This window comes from Gilliamella sp. Occ3-1 (genome assembly GCF_001690655.1).
Lineage (GTDB): Bacteria > Pseudomonadota > Gammaproteobacteria > Enterobacterales > Orbaceae > Gilliamella > Gilliamella apicola_P.
This window is the reverse complement of sequence record NZ_LZHQ01000028.1, coordinates 15189-36235: the sequence shown is the minus strand read 5'-3', so window position 1 is coordinate 36235 and position 21047 is coordinate 15189. Positions and strand designations below refer to the sequence as shown.

Below are 21047 nucleotides of genomic sequence, written 5' to 3'. Positions count from 1 at the left end.
TTTGATTCCTTGTTATTGCTTAATTTTAAATATGATATCATTAATCGTTACGTCAGTTTTATCGGTTAATGAAATTAATTGGTATTGATCGGTGTTAACAATAATAATTGGCGTAATTAATGGATAACCTGCTTGTTTAATAGCATCAGGATTAAAGCTAATTAGCAAATCTCCTTTTTTCACTTTTTGATTCAATTCAATGTGATATTCAAACTCATTATTAGTTAAATTAACGGTATCAATCCCCACATGAATTAATAACTCAACACCGTTATCTAATGTTAAACCAATAGCATGTTTAGAACTTTCAAACACGGCTGTGACTTCGCCATCAAAAGGTGCATAAACATGATTATCAGTAGGTTCAATTGCAATCCCTTCTCCCATGAGTTTTTGTGAAAAAGCAGGATCGGGCACTTCGCTTAGTGGTAAAGCATGACCTGTCATCGGGCTTGTGATGTCAACTTCATCAAGAAGAATCTTAGGATTATCATCTTCAATATTGATATTTTCTTGACTATTAGCCGTATCTTGTATGGTTTCGCCAGTTCCCAAAATTTGGAGCAAAACTACTGGTCCTAAAAGAGCAATAAGTGCACCAATCAAGACGCCAATAAATGAACCAGAATTATTTGGGCTAATTGCATTAACGATAGTTAGTGGACCTGGTAAACCAGCGTAAGCAACATAGTGAGGAGCAAAAAATCCTGCCACAATACCACCACAAGATGCAGAAATACAACCATAAATAAATGGTTTTTTAAAGCGTAAGTTAACACCATAAATAGCAGGTTCGGTTATACCAAATAAGCCAGTGATAAAAGCAGATAATGAAATGCCTTTCATCTCTTGCGTTTTGGTTTTTAAATAAAAACCTAATGCTGCACCGACTTGACCAATAACGGCAATAGTTTGGAAAGCTTGGAAAGAATCTTGACCATACTGCTTAAAGTTTTCGACAATAACAGGTGTGATCCCCCAATGCACACCAAAAATAACAAAGACTTGCCAAACGGCTCCAATAATCCCACCAGCTATTGAAGGTGCTAGACTGACAAACCAATTATAGCCGTTGGCAATGTATTGTGCACCATTTGCGGTTAATGGACCAACAACAAGTAATGTTAAAGGTACCATAATGACAAGACTAAATAATGGCAATAAAACGGGTTTTATAATGCTATGCAGTCTAGGCTCTAAAAATCGTTCTAAATAAGAAAGTAACCAAACTAAAAAGAGTGGTGGTAAAACGGTTGAAGCATAAGTGGTTTGTGATAGCGCAATACCAAATAGATCAATTTCTTGTCCTTCACTAATTAGTTTTGCAAACTCTGTCCATGTCGGTGATAACAGCGCAGCACAACAAGCAACAGCGATATATAAGTTACAACGAAAATGCTGAGAAGCAGTGATAGCAATAAAGATAGGTAAAAAGAAAAAAGGTGCCCAAGAGATGAAATTGAATACCTCAAAAGTCCCCGTTTTTTCTAGCTCAGGGCAGGCTAATTTAAGTAAAATCAAGATACCTTGCAAAATTCCTGATGCGGCTAAAATATAGACAAACGGGGCGAATACAGCCGACATTGTCGCAATGATGCGATTTAATATGTTGTTATCATTTCCTGCTTCAATTTTGTTATCAGTATTAACTAGCTGAGTAAAAGCGTTATAGACTTTATCAACATGTGTACCAATAACCACTTGGATTTGACCGCCTTTTTCAACAACGGTAATCACACCCGGCAATTTAGCAATGTTTTCTTTTGCATGATCTGGTGTGTGTTGGGTAACAAGGCGAAGGCGTGTTGCACAGCGAGAAACGGTAACAATATTCTTCTCACCACCTAACTCATTTAAAATATCAACAGCTAGCTTGTTATAATCTCTAATTTTTGATGACATCCATAAACTCCTTAAAAGCAATTCAGTAAGATTATTTTATAGACAATTTCAAAATTGTTAATTAACAATTATATTGTTTGTGATCTAGATCGAGTTTTTATATTATTTAATTTAAAACTAAAAATAAGCTGTATAAAATACTACTTCAATTATTGATTAAATTAATAACATAAACAAATGGTTAAATATCAAGAAGTTGCAAAAAAAATCAAACAGATGATTTATCAAAAACAACTGTCCAAAGGCACTCAGCTTGCTAATATTGACGGGTTAATTAATCAATATCAGGTCAGTCGTAGTACAATTGTTAAAGCGCTTAATTGTCTTGAGCGGCAGGGCGTTATTTATCAAGTGCAAGGTAGTGGTATTTTTGTTCGTGAACGTAAAAAAAGAGGCTATCTCAATTTTTTGCAAAGTCATGGTTTTACTGTCGATCTAGAAGATGTTTATGGTTCTTCGACAGTACTTAATGTTGATATCATCAAGCCCAGTGCAAAAGTTAAAGAAAATCTACAATGCGATGATAACGAAGAAGTCTATTTTGTTAAAAGATTGCGCTATGTTGAAGATAAATTATATGGCCTAGAACAGTCATATTACCGTAAAAAGTTAATTTGTTATTTAAATAAAGAAATTGTAGAAAACTCAATTTTTAATTACATTCAGGAAAATTATAATATTAATATTGGTTTTTCTGATAAATATTTACAGGTAATAAAACTTGATGAAAAAATGGCGCCATGTTTAGGATTGCAACCTGGCGAACCTGCACTTTGTGTTGAAGAAATATTTTACACCTCATCAGGTGAACCTTTTGATTTTTCAAAAATCATTTATCATTACGAAAATGCAAGATTTTGTATACAAAATCACTCAAAGTAAGTTTGAATGATGAATTATTAGGAAGATGAATAAGAAATCGATCATTCATCTTCCTTTAATTATTAGCAAATTTAACTGTTAACAATTAAATTTCACCACCAACACCCTTAAACTTTTCAACCAATGCGGCGATCTTTTCAAAGACTCGGTTCTTTTTAATTAAATATTGGGGATTCAGCGGACTCATTTTTGGTAAAATCTCGTTCAACTCTGTGCCGTTTTCGGTTGCATATTTTCGCTTTAATGATGATGCAATATAGCGTTTTGTTGCCGCTTCATTTAAATTTTCCTCTTCAATTAAGAAATTAAGCTCTACCTGTAACTCTTGCTGTGCATACAAGAAAAACGCATCAATAATCGAGGCTTTATCTGGAATAGCATCAAGATCAGTTTGTTTTATAAACTCAACAACTAGCTCTTCTTTAGCTCGATTTTCTAAGCTTGATCGAATTAATCGCTTAGCATCTTCGACAATGTCCTGTTTGGTTTTTTCTTGTTTATTTTGTTCATAAATTAACTCAAGAATATAATCCAAATTGATCTCTTGCGATTTTAATAGATCAATTTCGAAAACCACATCATCCCAGTCAAATCTTTGCTGATCTTGTTGATTGGCTTCTTTTTCTCGGCGTAGCCAATCACGAATATCATTATAAGTTGAACGATAATTTTGAATTGTGCGGTCAGTCGGTAGTTTAACGGCTTGCATTTTTTGCAGATCTTCATCAGTCACATAATGCTTATTTTTAAACGCTAAAACTGCTTGCGCATCTGTCATATCTAATTGTTGGAAATCCTTTAATGCAACAAATTCATCATAATTTTGTAATATATTGTCAGCACGTAAGTACTCACCAAATAATTTAACAAACTCTTTTTTATCTTTTTCTTTGATAATTTCATCAGGGCGTGGGAACTTTTCTTGTAACTCGGCAACGATGGCTAGATAGCCATTGTGAAAATTACCTGAATCTTTATCAGTAAACCCTTCCATGTATTCCTTAAAGCTTTTTTCTAACACTACTTCATGAGTATTACTTTTACCAAATGTTTTTATTGCATCAATGGTCGCTTGTTCTAAATCACGAAACGCCACAATATTACCAAAGGTTTTGGTGGCATTATAGATACGATTGGTGCGTGAAAAGGCTTGAATTAACCCATGATACCGCAGGTTTTTGTCGACAAATAGGGTATTAAGTGTTGGAGCATCAAAGCCAGTAAGGAACATACCAACGACAATTAATAGATCGACTTCTTGATTTTTTACTTTTAAAGACAAATCACGATAATAGTTTTGAAATTGATCGCTACTGACATCAAAGTTAGTTTTAAACATCTGATTATAATCTGATATCGCAGAAGCTAAAAACTCTTTAGCACTCTGATTTAAGGCATCTATTTCAAAACTTTCATCGGCAAAATTACCTTGTGCATCTTGTTCTTCATTAGCAGAATAAGAAAATATCGTGGCTATTTTTAACGGCTGATTTGCACCTTCTTGTAATTTTTTGAATGATTCATAATAGAGTTTAGCCGCATCGACACTACTCACTGCAAACATGGCATTGAACCCTTTACTTTTGCCCATTAATCGGTGGGTTTTTTGTTTAAAATTATTCAGAATATATTGTGTGATTTGCTCAATACGGTTTGGGTGGAGCAATGCTTTTTTATTTTCAGCAGCGCTGAGTTTTTCGAGATTTTGTTCTTGCTCTATCGATTTAAAATTAGGACGCACATCATTATAGTCAACTTTAAATTTTAGTACCTTTTCGTCACGAATTGCATCGGTTAATACATAAGCGTGCAGTTCACGACCAAAAACATCCGCTGTAGTTTGCGTTCCGATTGCGTTAGTATGCATAATCGGCGTACCAGTAAAACCAAATTGGTAATATTTTTTAAATTTACGCTTTAAGTTTTTTTGAGCTTCGCCAAACTGGGAGCGGTGTGCTTCGTCAAAAATAAATACAACGTGTTTATCATAGATCGCTAAGTTATCGTCGCTTTTGATCAAGTTATTAAGTTTTTGAATGGTAGTAACAATAATTTTATTATCGGTTTTCTCAATATTGCGCTTAAGCCCTGCGGTACTATTTGAACCATTCACACTATCTTTTGAAAATTTTTGATACTCTTTCATGGTTTGATAATCCAGATCTTTACGATCCACCACAAAAAAAACTTTATCAATAAATTCTAATTCGGTTGCAAGGCGTGCCGTTTTAAAACTGGTTAATGTTTTGCCAGAACCTGTTGTGTGCCAAATAAAACCACCACTTTGTAAGCTACTCCACTTTTTGGCATGATAAGCGCTAATGATTTTCCATAATATACGCTCGGTGGCGGCGATCTGGTAAGGGCGCATAATTAACAATGTGTCATTCACATCGAGCACCGAATAAGTCAATAACACATTTAACAGCGTTCGGCTGGCAAAAAAGGTTGCGGTAAAGTCTTTTAGATCTTTTATCGGCTCGTTTTTAACATTAGCCCAATTCATTGTAAAATCAAAGCTATTTTTGTCACGTTTAGTCGTGTTAGCAAAATAACGCGTATCGGTGCCATTTGAAATAACAAACAGTTGTAAATATTTAAATAGTGAATTGTCTTGATTAAAGCTCTCTTTACTATAGCGATGCACTTGATTAAAGGCTTCACGAATAGCAATACCACGTTTTTTTAGTTCAACTTGAACAAGCGGCAAGCCATTAACTAAAATAGTCACATCATAACGATTTGCATAATTGCCAGTTTGCTGAAATTGATGGATAACCTGTAATTTATTATTGGTGACATCTTTTTTATCTAACAGCTTGATATTTTGGATATGACCATCATCAAAAACAAAATCGTAAATATGATCGTGGTGGATTTTGCGACTTTTATCGATCATCGATTCATTGGGTTTATCCAAATACTCTAATACAAAACGTTGCCATTCATCATCCGTAAATTGCATTTTGTTTAGTGTTTGCAACTGCTCGCGAATATTGGCTAATAACTTTTCATGCGTATTTAAATTCGGTAAATATTCATAGCCTTGTCGAGTTAAATCATGAATAAATTCATTTTCTAAATCCGTTTCAGTCTGATAAAAAGCAGCCGATTCTTCAAGTTTGTTGTAGTTATCTAAAATAATATAGCTATTGGTTTCGGCGATGGGTTTTGTATAAGTCGTCATAGTCTATTCCAAATGTTTAAAATTGTAATTTTATTCTACTATTTAGTTCGCTGTAATTTGTCTGTTATTTATTGTTCTGCCTTAGGAAAATCCAATAACAAGTTCCGATAATACTCATATTGCTTTTGACGTAATGCAATCTCGCGCGGTAAACCCTCTGTAATGGAATTTGTTAGAGTATCGAATTTGTCTAAAATTTCGACAATACGAGCTTGTTCCTTGAGTGGGGGAATGGGTAAGTGATATTTAAGAATAGCTTCTTTATTTCCTCGTGGCATTTTTGCGCCTTTGGCATGTTGCATATTGTATTCAAAAAAATTATCATTCGCTAAGACATGGTATAAATATCTGTGAAATAATAGATCGTTTTTGGGACGAATGACTAGAACATCGCCATTAGTTCCTCCAAAATATTCTGCTTGCCAAATTTTTTTTAAATAAGGACGAATATTTCCAATCAAAATATCATTGGTAAGATATTCTGTAAAATTTCCTTCTTTAGGCACATGGTTTGAATCAGTTTTTCCTGCTCGATTTTGTAATAAATTATCAACACCTACATAATTTTTTTCATTAAGCTTATCAAAGCTAATACGAGTGTTTGAATAATGAGCGACTTCCCCTAAAGCCTTCCACTCAACCTCATCATCTTTAAAGGTCAACAATTTATCTCGATAATAGTTGTATTGTTTTTTCCGTGCAGTAAGCTCTGCTGTGAGCTCTGCTGTGAGAGCTGTGAATGTGTCTAAAATACGAACTATTTCAGTTTGAATGTGTAGAGGGGGAATGGGAATTTCAAATTTTTCAAGCATTGGTAATGTTATATAAGGCACAGATCCTTTTTTTGAATTAATGACAATAAAATCACGAAACGAAAAGTTTAGATAATAAAATAAAAACATAACTTTTATTTTTTCATGGAAAGAACTTAGTATATAAGTTCTTTGATAAGCATTAAATTTACCTTTAAAATAATTAATATGTCCAACTTTTGAACCATTCCCGGATATTAGTATTGCCTCCATATCAAAAGCATAATTGTTTATTTTATAGGGATTTTCGTTACATGTAAAAAATGGGTAAATTCCATTTTCATCCATAGCGTTTGCATTGAGTTTTCCTGTTGTTATTAATCCACAAACTTCACTCAACGGTTTCCATGTTACCACTACATTTTTTAGTAATTTTGCAATCATCATATTACTCATGCTTCAATCTCTTTAATTATTTCATCTATATCAGCACGAAGTGTGTCTATTTTTTTTACTGTTTCGGCAATGTTGGCATTTAATTGTTTGATATCAATTACTTCACGGGTATCTTCGGCTTCCACATACGAACTGACTGATAGATTATAGTCATTGTCGGCAATGGTTTGATTATCAACCGATTTGGCAAAATATTCGATATCTTGCTTGCTAGCAAATACTTGCATAATTTGTTGAATATGTTCATCAGTGAGCACATTATTATTGGTCTCTTTTTTAAACAGTTTACTAGCATCAATAAATTGTGTTGTTTTGACGGTCTTATTTTTGGCAAGCACTAAAATATTAACCGCAATCGATGTACCATAAAATAAGTTTGGTGCGAGCGAGATTACAGTTTCGACAAAATCATTATCGACCAAATATTTGCGAATTTTTTGTTCCGCACCACTACGATAAAATATCCCCGGAAAGGTAACAATTGCCGCTCGCCCACACTCGGACAGGTAACTTAGTGCATGCATAATAAAGGCAAAATCGGCTTTCGATTTTGGTGCCAGTACACCGGCAGGTGCGTATCGGTCATCATTGATTAAGGTTGGATCATCACTACCAATCCATTTAATTGAATAGGGTGGATTAGAAACGATTGCATCAAATAGCTTTTCGTCGCCAAATTTTGGATTAAGTAGCGTGTCCCCTAAAGCAATTTCAAATTTATCATAGTTGATATTGTGTAAAAACATATTCATTCGAGCAAGGTTATAGGTGGTATGGTTGATTTCTTGACCGAAGAACCCATCCTCAATAATATGTTCGTCAAACTGTTTTTTCGCTTGTAATAATAAAGAGCCTGATCCTGCTGCTGGATCATAGATTTTATTGACCTTTTTTTGATTATGTAAGGTTAATTGCGAGATCAGCTTGGACACATTCGGCGGCGTAAAAAACTCGCCTCCTGATTTACCAGCATTCGAGGCATAATTAGAAATCAAATACTCATAAGCATCGCCAAACAGATCGATTTGATTGTCTGCAAAATCACCAAAATCCAGTTCGGCTACACCATTAAGTACTGCCGCTAACCGTTTGTTTTTATCGGCAACTGTATTACCTAATCGGTTACTGGTAGTATCAAAATCGGCAAATAATCCTTTAATATCGCTTTCTGAAGGGTAACCAATGGCTGAGCTTTCAATCGCATTAAAAATATTTGCCAAGTCAGTATTTAAACTTGGATTGGTATTAGCTTCAGCTACAATTTTACAAAATAATTGGCTAGGATAAATAAAATAGCCTTTGGTTTTTATTGCGTCTTTTTTTATTTCATCGATAATGACATCGTCGGATAATGTGCTGTAATCGATACTCTCATCGCCACCTTCAATATAATTGGCAAAATTCTCACTAATAAAGCGATAAAACAAAGAACCAAGTACATACTGTTTAAAATCCCAACCATCGACAGCACCACGGACTTCGTCGGCAATTTTCCAAATTTGTCGTTGTAGTTGATCGCGTTGTTGCGTTTCGGTAATTGATTTAGCGTTATTAGATGTCATATTTTTCAAAATTCCTAAATAAAAAATAGGTGCTGCCTAATTAGAAAGTAACTGATTTTTACTTTCATATTAGTCATTTTATAGCTACCTGTTATAGGTGTTATAGCATAGCTGATTTGTTGTTATTTTTCCATCTGGGGCGTTTATTAAAAACTCAGCCAATGGGTATTTTGAACTTTAAGGCTGGAAAATATTAAAAAATAACAAAGCAACAAAATCTAAAAACAAAAACCCTTTTTTTAGCTATATTTTAAAATTCAATAAAATCAATAAATTAAATTTATCTCAAAAAAAAGGGTTTTAAAACCTAAATACCTATTTGCCTTTTTACATACTATATTGATAGTATATTAGCTTCTAGTTCACTGCCGTGTAGGCAGTTTAGAAATTAACGTGCTTAAATTCAAATGAGACGGAGATGTTCACTGCCGTGTAGGCAGTTTAGAAAAATATAGATCTCTTAAATCTCGTGTTATTAGTGTTCACTGCCGTGTAGGCAGTTTAGAAAGATTGGGCGATTGTCGAACCATCATCCATGCGGTTCACTGCCGTGTAGGCAGTTTAGAAATCCATTTAGTATAAAATCCTTGATATCTGCCCGTTCACTGCCGTGTAGGCAGTTTAGAAATCCTAAAGCAAGCAGATGCATTTGAACCGCCCGTTCACTGCCGTGTAGGCAGTTTAGAAATCAAGGTATTTATAAAAGAGGCGCGAAAAGTGGTTCACTGCCGTGTAGGCAGTTTAGAAATCGTGAGGAAATACGTGGAACAATAGCACGCAGTTCACTGCCGTGTAGGCAGTTTAGAAATGCTAAGTTAATAGCTCGTTCCATTAATAACTGTTCACTGCCGTGTAGGCAGTTTAGAAATTGGTAGTAGTCTAGGCGTATAATATGATTGTTCACAGTCGTTTAAATAGTATTTCTTAACAACATAATATTGGTTTTTTCACCGCTTAAGTACGGTTGATTGAGCTAATTGGCTGTAATTAAGTGAGGAAATATAAATGCGGTATTTTTTTAGGTTTGCAAAGGGGGAATTTGCATTAATTTACCCCTTTTTTATTGTTTTAAAAAATGGTTTTTATATTAAGAATTACCATAATCAACGAGCTTTTCTGTTTTTTCGTCACGCACACCCCATTCTGAACGGTTATCTAATATGGCTCGTTGTACCTTAGGGGGATAGTCCGATAAGGTGGTTTCTTTAGGGATCGGTTTGCCCACTTTACCAGCTTGGAGTATAACTTTTGGCCGTCGCGGTTGCCAGTACAGGCATTCTGAAATAAAGTAGCCGATAGTGTAAAACGGTAATAAAATTAAAAATACAGGAATAAGCAGTAAATATACCCATGCCGTTGGTGCATTTTAGCAACATGAATCATGGGTTTTACATGCCCCTCAAAACCATGAAAGGTCATTAGGTTAACCATATTGGTGCTCCCCATGTCTGAGCCGGTTTCGCCAAAGTTAGTGGGCATAATATGTTCCCACTTAAATACCACTGTGCCACCACAATATTTAGGGCGTTGAATATACACTTGCCTTGTGACTCTATTAAACCTTACCCCTTAAAAAAGTTGTATGATTTAGTGTAGCCGATCCAGTTTATTTCAATTATCAATAGTTTTAACCAAATTGAGTGCAAAAATTACACGTTCTTTCTGTGGTTTGCAATATTTAATTTAATATCGTGGTTTAGTTGTAAGCATTATTTACATTGTTTACACCTTATGATTAAAATAATCTCCTAATAACGATAAGGCGTTTTGCTAAAAATCACTTTATGCGGTTTTACTGTATGATAAAAGTGAATAAATCGTTTTTAATCTTTTGAACCACTGATTATTTATTGTTTCTGCCAAATTTTCGTAAAATATCTATCGCTTTGGAGCTTTTTCTATTTGCTTGAGGATAGGAAATTTTGTCAATTTTAATTAATACAATGGTTATCATACGTTTTAACAAATAAGATACTCTAAATTTTAATTCATCACGAAACGGTATAGAATCCTGAATATTTTTTACAAAAATATAGCCTAAAACATGACAGTTGTGTAACTACTTTATAATGAGCATACAACTTAGTAAAAAATTATGCTGCTTGTTTTTGTGTTGTATATGCAATGGGCATCATGTTAGTTAATGCTTAATTAGATTTTTGAGTGTTATCAATGGTTGGATGACTGACCATAATACGTTTAGCCAAATCAATGGCGGTTATTTTTTCTAGGGTATTATCGCCATAGCACTTGTTGATGATACGGCGATAATTTTGTTTTATGAATATTCATTACAGTCGTTTTTTTAACTACTGTAACCGACGTGAGTGACTTTTATCATTAAATTAATAGAGTATTTTTAATATCTTCAATTGTTTTTGTGCCAGCTAATTGCATGGTGATAGACAGCTCTTTGTTTAGATGATCAAAGACTGATTTTACTCCTTCAGCGCCACCTAAATTCAGGCCATAAAGAATAGGGCGTCCAATAGCAACAAGATCAGCGCCACTTGCCAATGCTTTAAATACATGCTCACCACGCCGTACACCGCTGTCAAAAATGATTGGAACACGTTTGGCAACAGTAGCTGCAATATTAGGCAATACCTCAAATGAAGCGGGAGCGCCATCTAATTGTCGCCCACCATGATTTGATATCCAAATCGCATCAGCTCCGGCAGATATTGCAATTGATGCATCTTCAGGTGATTGAATTCCTTTTACAATAACAGGTAAATTTGCTATGGCTTTAATTTTTTGAATATCAGAAGGAACGATACCTTGTTTTGCTGCGGCATAAATTTCGCTAATGCCTTTACCTGAACCATCGCCATTGCCGTTTGATTGACTGTAAGCACTGAGATTTTTCATAGGGAGTGGAAATTGAAATTTATTAACGATATCCTCTTCGCGATAACCGCCTAAGGTTGAATCAACTGTTAGAATGATTGCTTTTGCGCCTGCTTTAACGGCTTTATCGATAATAAAACGGTTAAAATCATCATTTTTACTCATATAGAGTTGAAAAAAATACGGTACATTGGGCGCGGCATTTGCGGCATCTTCAATAGAGGTATTGGCATAAGTACTAATACAGAAAATAGATCCCGCAGCAGCGACGCCTTTAGCGGTGTCCTTTTCGCCTTGTTCATGAGCCAATCCTTGGGCTGCTGACGGTGCTTGAATAATGGGTGTTTTTAATGAGATATCCCACAATTTTGTTGATAAATCTGCGCGATCAATACCTTGTAATACTCGAGGAATAATTTTTTTTCGATTAAACGATAAGGTATTTTCTCGCATTGTCCATTCGTCTTCCGCACCACCGCGGATATAACCGAAAGCACCCGCTTGCATTCTTGCTTTAACTAATGCTTCTAATGAAGCAATATTAACGATCTCTATAGCGTGTTCTTCATTACTTGTATGGTATGACATGATTCGCTCCTAATTATGAAAGTTAATACAACAGTAAGGTTATATCACAGCTATTTTTTATTTAAAATTAAATAAAAATCATTTTTGACAAAATAGCACTTTTTATATTCATCTTTGTAGAAACTTTTTTAAGTGCAGATCACAGCCTGAGATATAAAGAAAATAGTAATGCAGTTATTTGGATTTTTTTAGCCTGCTGTGAAGAGACTCAATAAAAAGCTTATTTGTTGCTAAACAAAAAAATAAACCTCGATATTATTCGAGGTTTTCCAATAATTATATATTGCTATTTTATATTCAAATATTAATAGCTTATTTTATCCCAAATTCAGACCGATAAGTTTCAACTTGCGTTACTTGATCTTTTCTAGCTGGATCTTTATAGAGGTACTGGATTAAATCATCAAGCGTAATAATTGAAATTACATTGCAATGATAAGTTTGTTTAATTTCTTGAATTGCTGACAGTTCACCACGACCTTTTTCTTGGCGATCTAGACAAATCAGTACGCCAGCAAGTTTAGATTGGTTATCTGCTAATATTTTCATCGATTCACGAATAGCAGTTCCGGCAGTAATAACATCATCGACCAACATAACGCGTTGTTGATAGATCGAACTACCTACTAAATTACCGCCTTCACCATGATCTTTTGCTTCTTTACGGTTAAAACAGTAAGGAATGTCAACATTATGATGTTCAGATAGTGCAACAACGGTTGATGAAACAATAGGGATACCTTTATAAGCTGGACCAAAAATGACATCGTATTCTAAATTAGCATCCATTAGTGCGGCTGCATAAAAACGACCTAATAAAGCCAGATCTTTACCTGTATTAAATAGTCCTGCATTAAAGAAATAGGGACTTTTGCGTCCCGATTTCAAGGTGAATTCACCAAACTTTAATGCTTGCCTATTTAATGCAAATTCAATAAATTCACTTTTATATGATTTCATCGATCCTCTCCAATTAATCTTTTAAGGCCTGTTTTTGTGCATCAATAATAGTTTTGATGCCATTTTTTGCTAGCTCTAACAGTTTTAATAATTTGTCATGACTAAAAGGTTCGCCTTCAGCAGTGCCTTGCACTTCAATCATACGACCATCGTCAGTCATAACAACATTCATATCGGTTTCAGCGTTTGAATCTTCTATGTATTCTAAGTCACACACTGCTTGGCCATCGACAATACCGACAGAAACAGCAGCAACTAATGATTTAATTGGATTTTGCTTAATTTTACCATCTGCAACCATTTTGTTGATTGCATCATTTAGTGCCACACAAGCACCAGTAATTGACGCAGTTCGAGTGCCACCATCTGCTTGAATAACATCACAATCTAACGTGATAGTATATTCACCTAATAAATTAAGGTCGATCATTGCACGTAGTGAACGAGCAATAAGGCGTTGAATCTCCATAGTGCGACCGGTTTGTTTACCTTTAGCCGCTTCGCGTTGAGTTCGTGAATGGGTTGCACGAGGTAGCATTCCATACTCAGCAGTTACCCAACCTTGGTTTTGACCCTTTAAAAAACGTGGCACACCTTCATCAATAGTGGCATTACAAAGTACTTTAGTTTCACCAAACTCAACTAATACAGAACCTTCTGCATGCTTAGTATAATGACGGGTTATTTTGATAGGGCGGACTTGTTCCGCAGATCGACCTGACGGGCGCATGCAATTCTCCAGATGTTACAATTAAAAAATATCTTTTTTGAGCTAATTATTTAGGGGGACATCAACAAGATAAGGTTGATGTTTAGCCTAAGCTAAGAGCATATTATACAGAATATGTGGTACAATGCCCAGCAAGTTTTTTACAAATTTAGGAAGCAATTATGATTTCCAGTATGACCGCCTATGCCAGAAAGGAGTTAAATCAATCTTGGGGAACCGCTTCATGGGAACTCCGATCAGTTAATCAACGTTATTTAGAAACCTATATCCGTCTACCAGAACAGTTTCGTTCACTTGAACCGATGATACGTGAACGACTCCGTAATCGTCTAACTCGTGGTAAAGTCGAATGTAATTTACGCTTTGAATTAGATCCTGCAGCGCAAAATCAAGAACTTTCGTTAAATAAAGATCTTGCTAAGCAAATTTTAAATGCCGCTAGTTGGGTTCAAACAGAGCATCAATCAGGACAAGTTAACCCGATTGATGTACTTCGTTGGCCAGGCGTATTGTCGGCAAAAGAACAAAATCTTGACAGCATATCACAAGAAATCCTAGCGTTACTTGATACAGCTATCGACGAGTTTAAAGCTGTTCGAGAACGTGAAGGTAAAGCGCTTAGTGATTTAATAGCTAAACGTTTAGAAGCCATTACCGTAGAAGTGGATAAGATTCGTAATTGGATGCCGCAAATACTTGAATGGCAAAAAGAACGTTTAAAAAGTAAATTGGCTGAAGCTAATATTGAACTGGATCATTCTCGCCTAGAGCAAGAAATAGTGATGGTTGCCCAGCGAATTGATGTTGCAGAAGAGCTTGATCGTCTAATGACACATGTTAAAGAAACTTATTCGATCTTAAAGAAAAACGAAGCGATAGGTCGTAGATTAGATTTTATGATGCAAGAGTTTAATCGAGAAACTAACACTATTGCCTCTAAATCAATTAATGCTGATGTGACCGCCAGTGCGATTGAATTAAAAGTCCTTATAGAACAAATTCGTGAGCAAGTACAAAATATTGAGTAATTTTATTATGTTAACACTTGCTTATTAGTACATTCTTCCAATATAAATGTAATTTTCTTTGCATTTATATTGGAATTATCATTATCTTTTTATTTAATTGATCAGTTTAAAAGCTGTGTTAATTACAATAATTTCTTGCTTTGAGTGATTTAAAATACCAATAAAGCACAAGGCAAGCTGTACCTGTTGATAATAGATCGGCTGTTGGGGCTGCAGCCCAAACACCATCAAAACCCCAAAATAATGGTAAAATATAAAGTGCTGGTAACAAAATCAAAATTTGCCTTGAAAGGCTCAGAAAAATCGAAATTTTTGCCATACCAATACATTGGAAAAAGCTAGTGGTAACCATTTGAAAGCCAACAAAAATAAACGAGAGTGTAGTAAATCGTAATGCAATAGCCGAAAGTTGCACTAAATCTTCCTCGGAACTAAAAGCTCGCACCAACATATCTGGAATAAAAAATCCTAACACAAAACCGAGCGAAGTCACCACTGTAGCCACTTTAACAGCATAAAAGAAAGTCTTTTTAACGCGATCATAATTTTTAGCACCATAATTATAACCAATAATAGGTTGCATACCTTGGTTGATACCAATGACAATCATAATCACTAAAGTAATAAGCCGGTTAGCATTAGAAAAAGCAGCAATTGAATCATCGCCCGACACATTAGCAAGTGGAGCATAACGATTAAGTTGCCAGTTAATAAACACTACAACGATTGATGCCGCCATTTGCATTGAAAAAGGCGATAAACCGATTGATATAACCGATTTTGCAATTGAAAAGTCCAACTTAAAATTACGACGATAAAGCTTAATATTACTATTCTTATTTAAAAAATGTTGCATAACAAACACAAAGCTAATCATCATCGACAACGTTGTTGCCATTGCAGCTCCACGCATCCCCCAGCCTAAACCAATAATAAAAATTGGCGCTAAAATAATATTAGCAATCACACTAACAAACATAGTGACCATTGCCTTAAAAGGGTAACCACTTGCACGCATCATATTGTTGTAGTTAAAAGTGAGGGTCAAAAAGATACTACCGGGTAGAAAAATCTCTAAAAACTCTCTAGCATAAACATGGTTAACAGGGCTAGAACCGACAAAACGTAACACGGGATCAATAAAAATAAGCAGCATTGACAGCGTAAAACCACTCAGTACTGCAGTTAGCATAAACGACGTACCAGCGACTTTTTCGGCCTTGTCGTTTTCTCCACGACCTAAAAAAATTGAAATCCGACTGGCCGAACCGATTCCAACTAACATACCAATTGCTGCTGCTAAATTCATCACAGGTAAAATAAGACCAGCAGCACTTAACGCCTCGCGTCCGATCCAATGGCCAATAAAAATGCCATCAATAATATTATAAAGTGTATTAACAATCGTTCCAATCACTGCTGGCAGCGCATATTGCCAAAATAGTGCACTGATTTTTTTATTTTTAAAATCATTATAAACATCAATAGAGTGAGCCATTGCTTTTAATTTTCCGTTGATAAATATTGTAAAGAAGTTTCAGGTAACTATACGTTTCAGTATAAAAAACATAATCATTATTTTACATTGATAATGATACCCCCAAATTGCTTGTTAGGTATATTAGCAAAATAATAAATTCAGTTTTTGAATTTTACTTATTTCTTAATTTTAATGATTATAACTGATAGCGATTATCTAAACCTTGCTATTGCGACTGCACTTACGTGTAGTTAAAACTTGTCAAAAAGTTTCCGATAACTATACGTTTAAGTATAAATATTATGCAATTTAACAGTGCTAGTTTAACAGACTGGCAAATTGTTAATAGCACTTTTTCAGCGCTTTGATAAAATAATGTCCTTAATGATTATAGCGATCCAATAGGAACCTCACCAATGAGCGTACAAATAGAAAAGATCATACTGCATAAATTAATTAGAAAAAGCGACACCGAAATTGAACTACAACTTCGTGACTCAATGCTCGACAATGAGCAAGCGGTTGTTAATCTAATTGAAGATATCAACCGCATCTATAATAACAAAAGCAAAGCCTATGGATTATTTAATAGCGAAAGCTTATTTGAACAATCACTAAAAGAACTACGACTAGGCAATCAAGATTTCTTACATTTCAGCCAAGAATCAACCAAACAACTACGCAACGAACTTGCCAAATATCCTTTTGCAGAAGGAGGAACGGTGGTGTTTTGCCAATATCGTTATTTGGCGGTTGAATACTTAATTATTGCGGTGTTAAATAGTTGTTTAAGTATGTTAGTTAATGAAGACCTAGATATTAGCGAAACGCAATATCTAGACATTGACCATGCCGATATTATTGCCCGTATAGACATGACCGAATGGGAAACCCAAGCCGACTCAAAACGATATTTAACCTTTTTAAAAGGACGAGTAGGGCGAAAAGTATCTGACTTTTTTATGGACTACCTAGGTGCTAATGAAGGATTAGATGCGAAAGTACAAAACAAAACACTGGTTAAAGCGGTAGATGATTACTGCCAAGAAATGCAATTTGACAAACAAGACAAAACCAACGCACGTGAAAGCGTCTACAATTACTGCCAAGCACAATTACAAGCTGGTGAAGAAATTGAACTAAAAAATCTAGCCAACGAACTACCAATAAGTGACGATAACAACTTTATTGAATTTGTCAAAAATAGTGAATACGATTTAGAAGACTCATTCCCCGTTGATCGTAGTGCATTGCGCCAACTTAAAAAATTCTCGGGCAGCGGTGGGGGATTAACCTTAAGTTTCGATTCAAATTTGTTAGGTGAACGTATAAAATGGGATCCACAGACTGACTCACTGGTTATTAAAGGTGTTCCGCCTAATTTGCGTGATCAGCTACAACGCAATAGCGGCTCGAACTAATTATCCGCTAATCATAAACTAACAACGTTATTAGGACAAAAAATGAAATACATTGGTGCACATGTAAGTGCAGCAGGTGGGGTAGATAACGCCCCGATAAATGCCTATCAAATTGGCGCAACCGCATTTGCGTTATTTACCAAAAATCAACGACAATGGTACGCCAAACCGATTGAAACAGCCACCATCGACAGCTTTAAAAAACGCTGCGAAAAATATGGTTTTACCAGCAAACAAATTTTGCCACACGATAGTTACCTTATTAATTTAGGACACCCCGATAGTGAACAGCTTGAAAAATCACGCACTGCTTTTTTAGACGAAATGCAACGTTGTGAACAATTAGGATTAACATTACTCAATTTTCACCCCGGAAGCGATCTAAAACAAATATCGGTTGATGAATGCCTAGCACGCATTGCCGAATCGATTAACATTACGCTCGACAAAACACAAAATGTGGTTGCTGTTATCGAAAATACGGCAGGACAAGGCTCTAACTTAGGCTATAAATTTGAACATCTTGCGCAAATCATTGACCAAGTCGAAGACAAAAGCCGAGTTGGAGTTTGCATTGACACTTGCCACGCTTTTGCCGCTGGTTACGATTTACGTACCGAACAAGCTTGCCAAGAAACTTTTGCTGAGTTCGAAAAAATAGTCGGTTTTCAATACTTACGAGGCATGCACTTAAACGATGCTAAAAGCGAATTTGCTAGCCATGTCGATCGCCATCACAGTTTAGGCAAAGGCAATATTGGTGAAGTAGCATTTAAATATATCATGCAAGACCCAAGAATGGACGAAATTCCTCTTATCTTAGAAACCATTGATCCCGATATCTGGACGCAAGAAATAAACTGGTTAAATGAACAGGTAACTGCATAAAATTATTATATTTTTTATTTGGCTATAAACAAAGTGGGTAATGTTTACCCACAAACTAGGTTAAACATTGCATAAATGTTTAAACATGTTTCATTATTCCAATTGCGCTGCAAGTTCAATTATTTCCGGCAAAATATCCAAAATCAAAGCCAATTGTTGTATAACTAACAGATCATTATTCGTTTTATCATCATCAATTGAAACAGCCGAAATTGTTTCGATATAATCGGTAACGGATTTTTTAATAGCTTGGTATTCACCGTCGATCTTTTTAACGTTTAAAAGATTAATAATGTAGACCGACAAATCATCAAATAATTCAAACATCTGTTTAGAAATAGGTTTATCTCGGTGTGCACCTAAAGTCGAAAGATAACTAATCAACGTATGATTAAGCGTTAACAACCGAAATCCCTGATCGATAACAACTGGATTCATATGCGGCTCTTTAGTCATTAAACTAATTAATGACGATAAATCCGCATTACTATCATGCGCCGCATGCCTTGCTAAACGATACATTACATCATTAGATTTGCCTGTTAAATATTGACGACCTATTAAAGCTAAGTAATGACTATCGTCATGGCAAACACGATCCACTAATTTAGGTAGATTTCTAAACTTCCAGTCAGGCCAAATAAAGCTCACTGCAGACCATGCAATAAAACAACCAATTAACGTCGCAATAATGCGCGCGACCGCAACTTCAATACTACTTTCGCCAATTAGACTGAAACTAAAAAACACCAATAACGTAATAAACGCAGTAGCATAAGCATATTGTGAATTCTTAAATAGAAAAAACAGCCAACCGGTGATAATAATCAACACCAACTGCTCAGGAACACTTGGAAATAAAAACGTTAACGGAACACCCACAATAATCCCTAGAATGGTACCTATTACGCGTAATTTTAATCGATATTTTGTAGTTGAATAGTTAGGTTGGCACACAAACAAACTGGTTAAAATAATCCAATATCCATGTTGCAAATCAGAAAAATGAATCACCATATAACCAACAAAAAATACCACACACATGCGAATTGCATGACGAAATAGTGCTGATTTTATGGTTAAATTGTTTCTAATCTTGGCAAAAATAGTATAAAAACTGGTTAGTTCTTCATCGATTAACTGATTATCTTCTTCTGCTTTTGGCAAATGTTGCTCGGTATCAATATTAGCAAGTAACAGATCGATAGAAAGCAAATTTTGATGTAAACTCTTAAGCGCTTTAATCATCAGCATATCGCTTTTATGACTAGCATTATATTGATTAATAGCTTCTTCAAGATACGAAAAATAACGCGAAAACAGCGGATCATGCTGATAAGTTTGATTTAACTTAATTGTCATTGCCAATTGCGCACAAGCTTTCGCTTGCAAATTTAAAATACGAGCAAATCTAAATAAAATATCACTATGTTTAAAATGCACACTAAGCGCTTGATAATGCCCATGCGCTGAACTTGCTCGCTCATGAATATCTTGCGCGACAAAATAATAGCTTAGTAACTTTCTAATATAAGCTTGCCCACGATAGCTTTTTAAACGATTAAATAGTGAACGTTTTGTATTATTAAAAGCATTAATGAGTTGATTATTATTATTGTTTAATTGTAAAGTTTGTTTTTTAAAACCGTCAGACTCATCTGGATCAAACATCGCTGCCTTAGCATCAAGATACTGTGCTAAATCAATAAAACACTGCGAAAGCGATTGTTGGGTTGTGCGAATGGGTTGAATGATCGATTCAATTAACGAAACAACATTATACCAAAGTGCACCTAACAGCAAAAAATAGGGCAAGGTGTAATTATCGGTAAATAAATTATGCCCAAGCATGGTATAGGCAGCCATCAAAAGTGATCCAAATGCAATTACACCGTAACGTTGCCCAAGCGAACCAAGCATGGTAAAAATAAACGTTGAAGAAACCAAACCAATAATAAAAGATGCAGGATAATCAAATAACAACTCAACTGAAAAAGTGGCAATAGCAAAACAGATCAATGTAAGAATTAAATTAATATAACGGCTTAATAGACGTGTATCGATCTCGGTTAAACCTGCTGCCACTACACCAAGCGTAAGGGGAATAACTAGCGAAGTATACCCAAAATACCACGGAACCAAAGTCGAACCAGTTAAACTAATTAACATCCGAAGACTAAAAAGAAGATTACTGCTGTAAAAGACTTTACGTAAAGACAAAATAAATGCGTTCACGGTGTATTGGATTTTGTGTGAGTTCAAATGATGGTTATTAGAATACTATATTGTATGAATTTGGGGAAGAGATTGAGAATGTTGTTTATTTTTTAAGAATAAAATCAATGTAATATATAAAGAATT

The 21047-nt window shown here is 35.0% G+C and carries 15 protein-coding genes and 1 CRISPR repeat array; of the genes, 4 read left to right on the top strand and 11 right to left on the bottom strand.

What is annotated here, in order from left to right; genetic code table 11:
* Positions 1-12 precede the first annotated feature (12 nt).
* Positions 13-1902, bottom strand: a complete 1890-nt coding sequence (locus tag A9G43_RS08415) for a beta-glucoside-specific PTS transporter subunit IIABC (protein ID WP_065608254.1) — start codon at positions 1900-1902, stop codon at positions 13-15.
* Between the two features lie 177 nt (positions 1903-2079).
* Here A9G43_RS08415 and A9G43_RS08410 point away from each other — a divergent pair, with 177 nt between their 5' ends.
* Positions 2080-2784 carry a GntR family transcriptional regulator gene (locus tag A9G43_RS08410; protein ID WP_034911654.1) on the top strand — a complete coding sequence of 235 codons (705 nt, stop codon included), beginning with the start codon at positions 2080-2082 and terminating at the stop codon, positions 2782-2784.
* A gap of 85 nt (positions 2785-2869) precedes the next feature.
* Here the strand turns inward: A9G43_RS08410 and A9G43_RS08405 are convergent, their stop codons facing one another.
* The 8 genes from A9G43_RS08405 to rph form a co-directional block, all read right to left on the bottom strand.
* Positions 2870-5971: a type I restriction endonuclease subunit R gene (locus A9G43_RS08405; protein ID WP_065608252.1), complete on the bottom strand. Its 3102-nt coding sequence runs from the start codon at positions 5969-5971 to the stop codon at positions 2870-2872.
* 68 nt (positions 5972-6039) lie between these two features.
* Positions 6040-7179 (bottom strand): restriction endonuclease subunit S, encoded by a 1140-nt coding sequence (locus tag A9G43_RS08400; protein ID WP_065608250.1) that lies wholly within the window; start codon positions 7177-7179, stop codon positions 6040-6042.
* Entirely contained in the window at positions 7176-8717 is a 1542-nt protein-coding gene (locus A9G43_RS08395; RefSeq protein WP_065608412.1) for a type I restriction-modification system subunit M, read from the bottom strand. Before A9G43_RS08395 ends, A9G43_RS08400 begins: the two co-directional genes overlap by 4 nt.
* A 384-nt stretch (positions 8718-9101) precedes the next feature.
* A CRISPR array of direct repeats spans positions 9102-9609; the repeat unit is 28 nt; unit sequence GTTCACTGCCGTGTAGGCAGTTTAGAAA.
* A gap of 219 nt (positions 9610-9828) precedes the next feature.
* A complete protein-coding gene (locus tag A9G43_RS11050; protein ID WP_176701715.1) occupies positions 9829-9966 on the bottom strand; it encodes a hypothetical protein in 138 nt (45 codons plus the stop codon).
* A gap of 92 nt (positions 9967-10058) precedes the next feature.
* A complete protein-coding gene (locus A9G43_RS11045) occupies positions 10059-10220 on the bottom strand; it encodes a hypothetical protein (RefSeq protein ID WP_176701714.1) in 162 nt (53 codons plus the stop codon).
* 861 nt (positions 10221-11081) lie between these two features.
* Positions 11082-12179 (bottom strand): lactate oxidase, encoded by a 1098-nt coding sequence (locus A9G43_RS08390; RefSeq protein WP_065608248.1) that lies wholly within the window; start codon positions 12177-12179, stop codon positions 11082-11084.
* A gap of 312 nt (positions 12180-12491) precedes the next feature.
* Positions 12492-13139 carry an orotate phosphoribosyltransferase gene (gene pyrE, locus A9G43_RS08385; RefSeq protein ID WP_034911631.1) on the bottom strand — a complete coding sequence of 216 codons (648 nt, stop codon included), beginning with the start codon at positions 13137-13139 and terminating at the stop codon, positions 12492-12494.
* A gap of 13 nt (positions 13140-13152) precedes the next feature.
* Positions 13153-13869 (bottom strand): ribonuclease PH, encoded by a 717-nt coding sequence (gene rph, locus A9G43_RS08380; protein WP_065608246.1) that lies wholly within the window; start codon positions 13867-13869, stop codon positions 13153-13155.
* A 161-nt stretch (positions 13870-14030) separates the two neighbouring features.
* Between rph and A9G43_RS08375 the strand changes: the two genes are divergently transcribed.
* The gene (locus A9G43_RS08375; RefSeq protein WP_065608244.1) at positions 14031-14897 is read left to right on the top strand and encodes a YicC/YloC family endoribonuclease; all 867 of its coding nucleotides are present in this window, start codon (positions 14031-14033) and stop codon (positions 14895-14897) included.
* Between the two features lie 118 nt (positions 14898-15015).
* Here the strand turns inward: A9G43_RS08375 and A9G43_RS08370 are convergent, their stop codons facing one another.
* The gene (locus tag A9G43_RS08370) at positions 15016-16395 is read right to left on the bottom strand and encodes an MATE family efflux transporter (RefSeq protein ID WP_065608242.1); all 1380 of its coding nucleotides are present in this window, start codon (positions 16393-16395) and stop codon (positions 15016-15018) included.
* A 398-nt stretch (positions 16396-16793) separates the two neighbouring features.
* On the opposite strand from A9G43_RS08370, the gene yejK reads away from it, so the two are divergent.
* Both yejK and nfo read left to right on the top strand, forming a co-directional pair.
* Complete coding sequence (yejK, locus tag A9G43_RS08365; protein WP_065608241.1) at positions 16794-17798, top strand: nucleoid-associated protein YejK; 1005 nt, start codon at positions 16794-16796, stop codon at positions 17796-17798.
* A gap of 42 nt (positions 17799-17840) precedes the next feature.
* On the top strand, positions 17841-18686 hold the full coding sequence (gene nfo / locus A9G43_RS08360) for a deoxyribonuclease IV (RefSeq protein WP_065608239.1): 846 nt from the start codon (positions 17841-17843) through the stop codon (positions 18684-18686).
* A 93-nt stretch (positions 18687-18779) separates the two neighbouring features.
* Here nfo and yccS read toward each other — a convergent pair whose 3' ends face one another.
* Positions 18780-20921: a YccS family putative transporter gene (gene yccS / locus A9G43_RS08355; RefSeq protein WP_065608238.1), complete on the bottom strand. Its 2142-nt coding sequence runs from the start codon at positions 20919-20921 to the stop codon at positions 18780-18782.
* Between the last annotated feature and the right edge of the window lie 126 nt (positions 20922-21047).

Excerpts from the sequence above, each read along its gene's own strand:
- A9G43_RS08415 (WP_065608254.1), bottom strand. The coding sequence starts at position 1,902 with ATGTCATCAAAAATTAGAGATTATAACAAGCTAGCTGTTGATATTTTA.
- A9G43_RS08410 (WP_034911654.1), top strand. The coding sequence starts at position 2,080 with ATGGTTAAATATCAAGAAGTTGCAAAAAAAATCAAACAGATGATTTAT.
- A9G43_RS08405 (WP_065608252.1), bottom strand. The coding sequence starts at position 5,971 with ATGACGACTTATACAAAACCCATCGCCGAAACCAATAGCTATATTATT.
- A9G43_RS08400 (WP_065608250.1), bottom strand. The coding sequence starts at position 7,179 with ATGAGTAATATGATGATTGCAAAATTACTAAAAAATGTAGTGGTAACA.
- A9G43_RS11045 (WP_176701714.1), bottom strand. The coding sequence starts at position 10,220 with ATGCCCACTAACTTTGGCGAAACCGGCTCAGACATGGGGAGCACCAAT.
- A9G43_RS08390 (WP_065608248.1), bottom strand. The coding sequence starts at position 12,179 with ATGTCATACCATACAAGTAATGAAGAACACGCTATAGAGATCGTTAAT.
- pyrE (WP_034911631.1), bottom strand. The coding sequence starts at position 13,139 with ATGAAATCATATAAAAGTGAATTTATTGAATTTGCATTAAATAGGCAA.
- rph (WP_065608246.1), bottom strand. The coding sequence starts at position 13,869 with ATGCGCCCGTCAGGTCGATCTGCGGAACAAGTCCGCCCTATCAAAATA.
- A9G43_RS08375 (WP_065608244.1), top strand. The coding sequence starts at position 14,031 with ATGATTTCCAGTATGACCGCCTATGCCAGAAAGGAGTTAAATCAATCT.
- A9G43_RS08370 (WP_065608242.1), bottom strand. The coding sequence starts at position 16,395 with ATGGCTCACTCTATTGATGTTTATAATGATTTTAAAAATAAAAAAATC.
- yejK (WP_065608241.1), top strand. The coding sequence starts at position 16,794 with ATGAGCGTACAAATAGAAAAGATCATACTGCATAAATTAATTAGAAAA.
- nfo (WP_065608239.1), top strand. The coding sequence starts at position 17,841 with ATGAAATACATTGGTGCACATGTAAGTGCAGCAGGTGGGGTAGATAAC.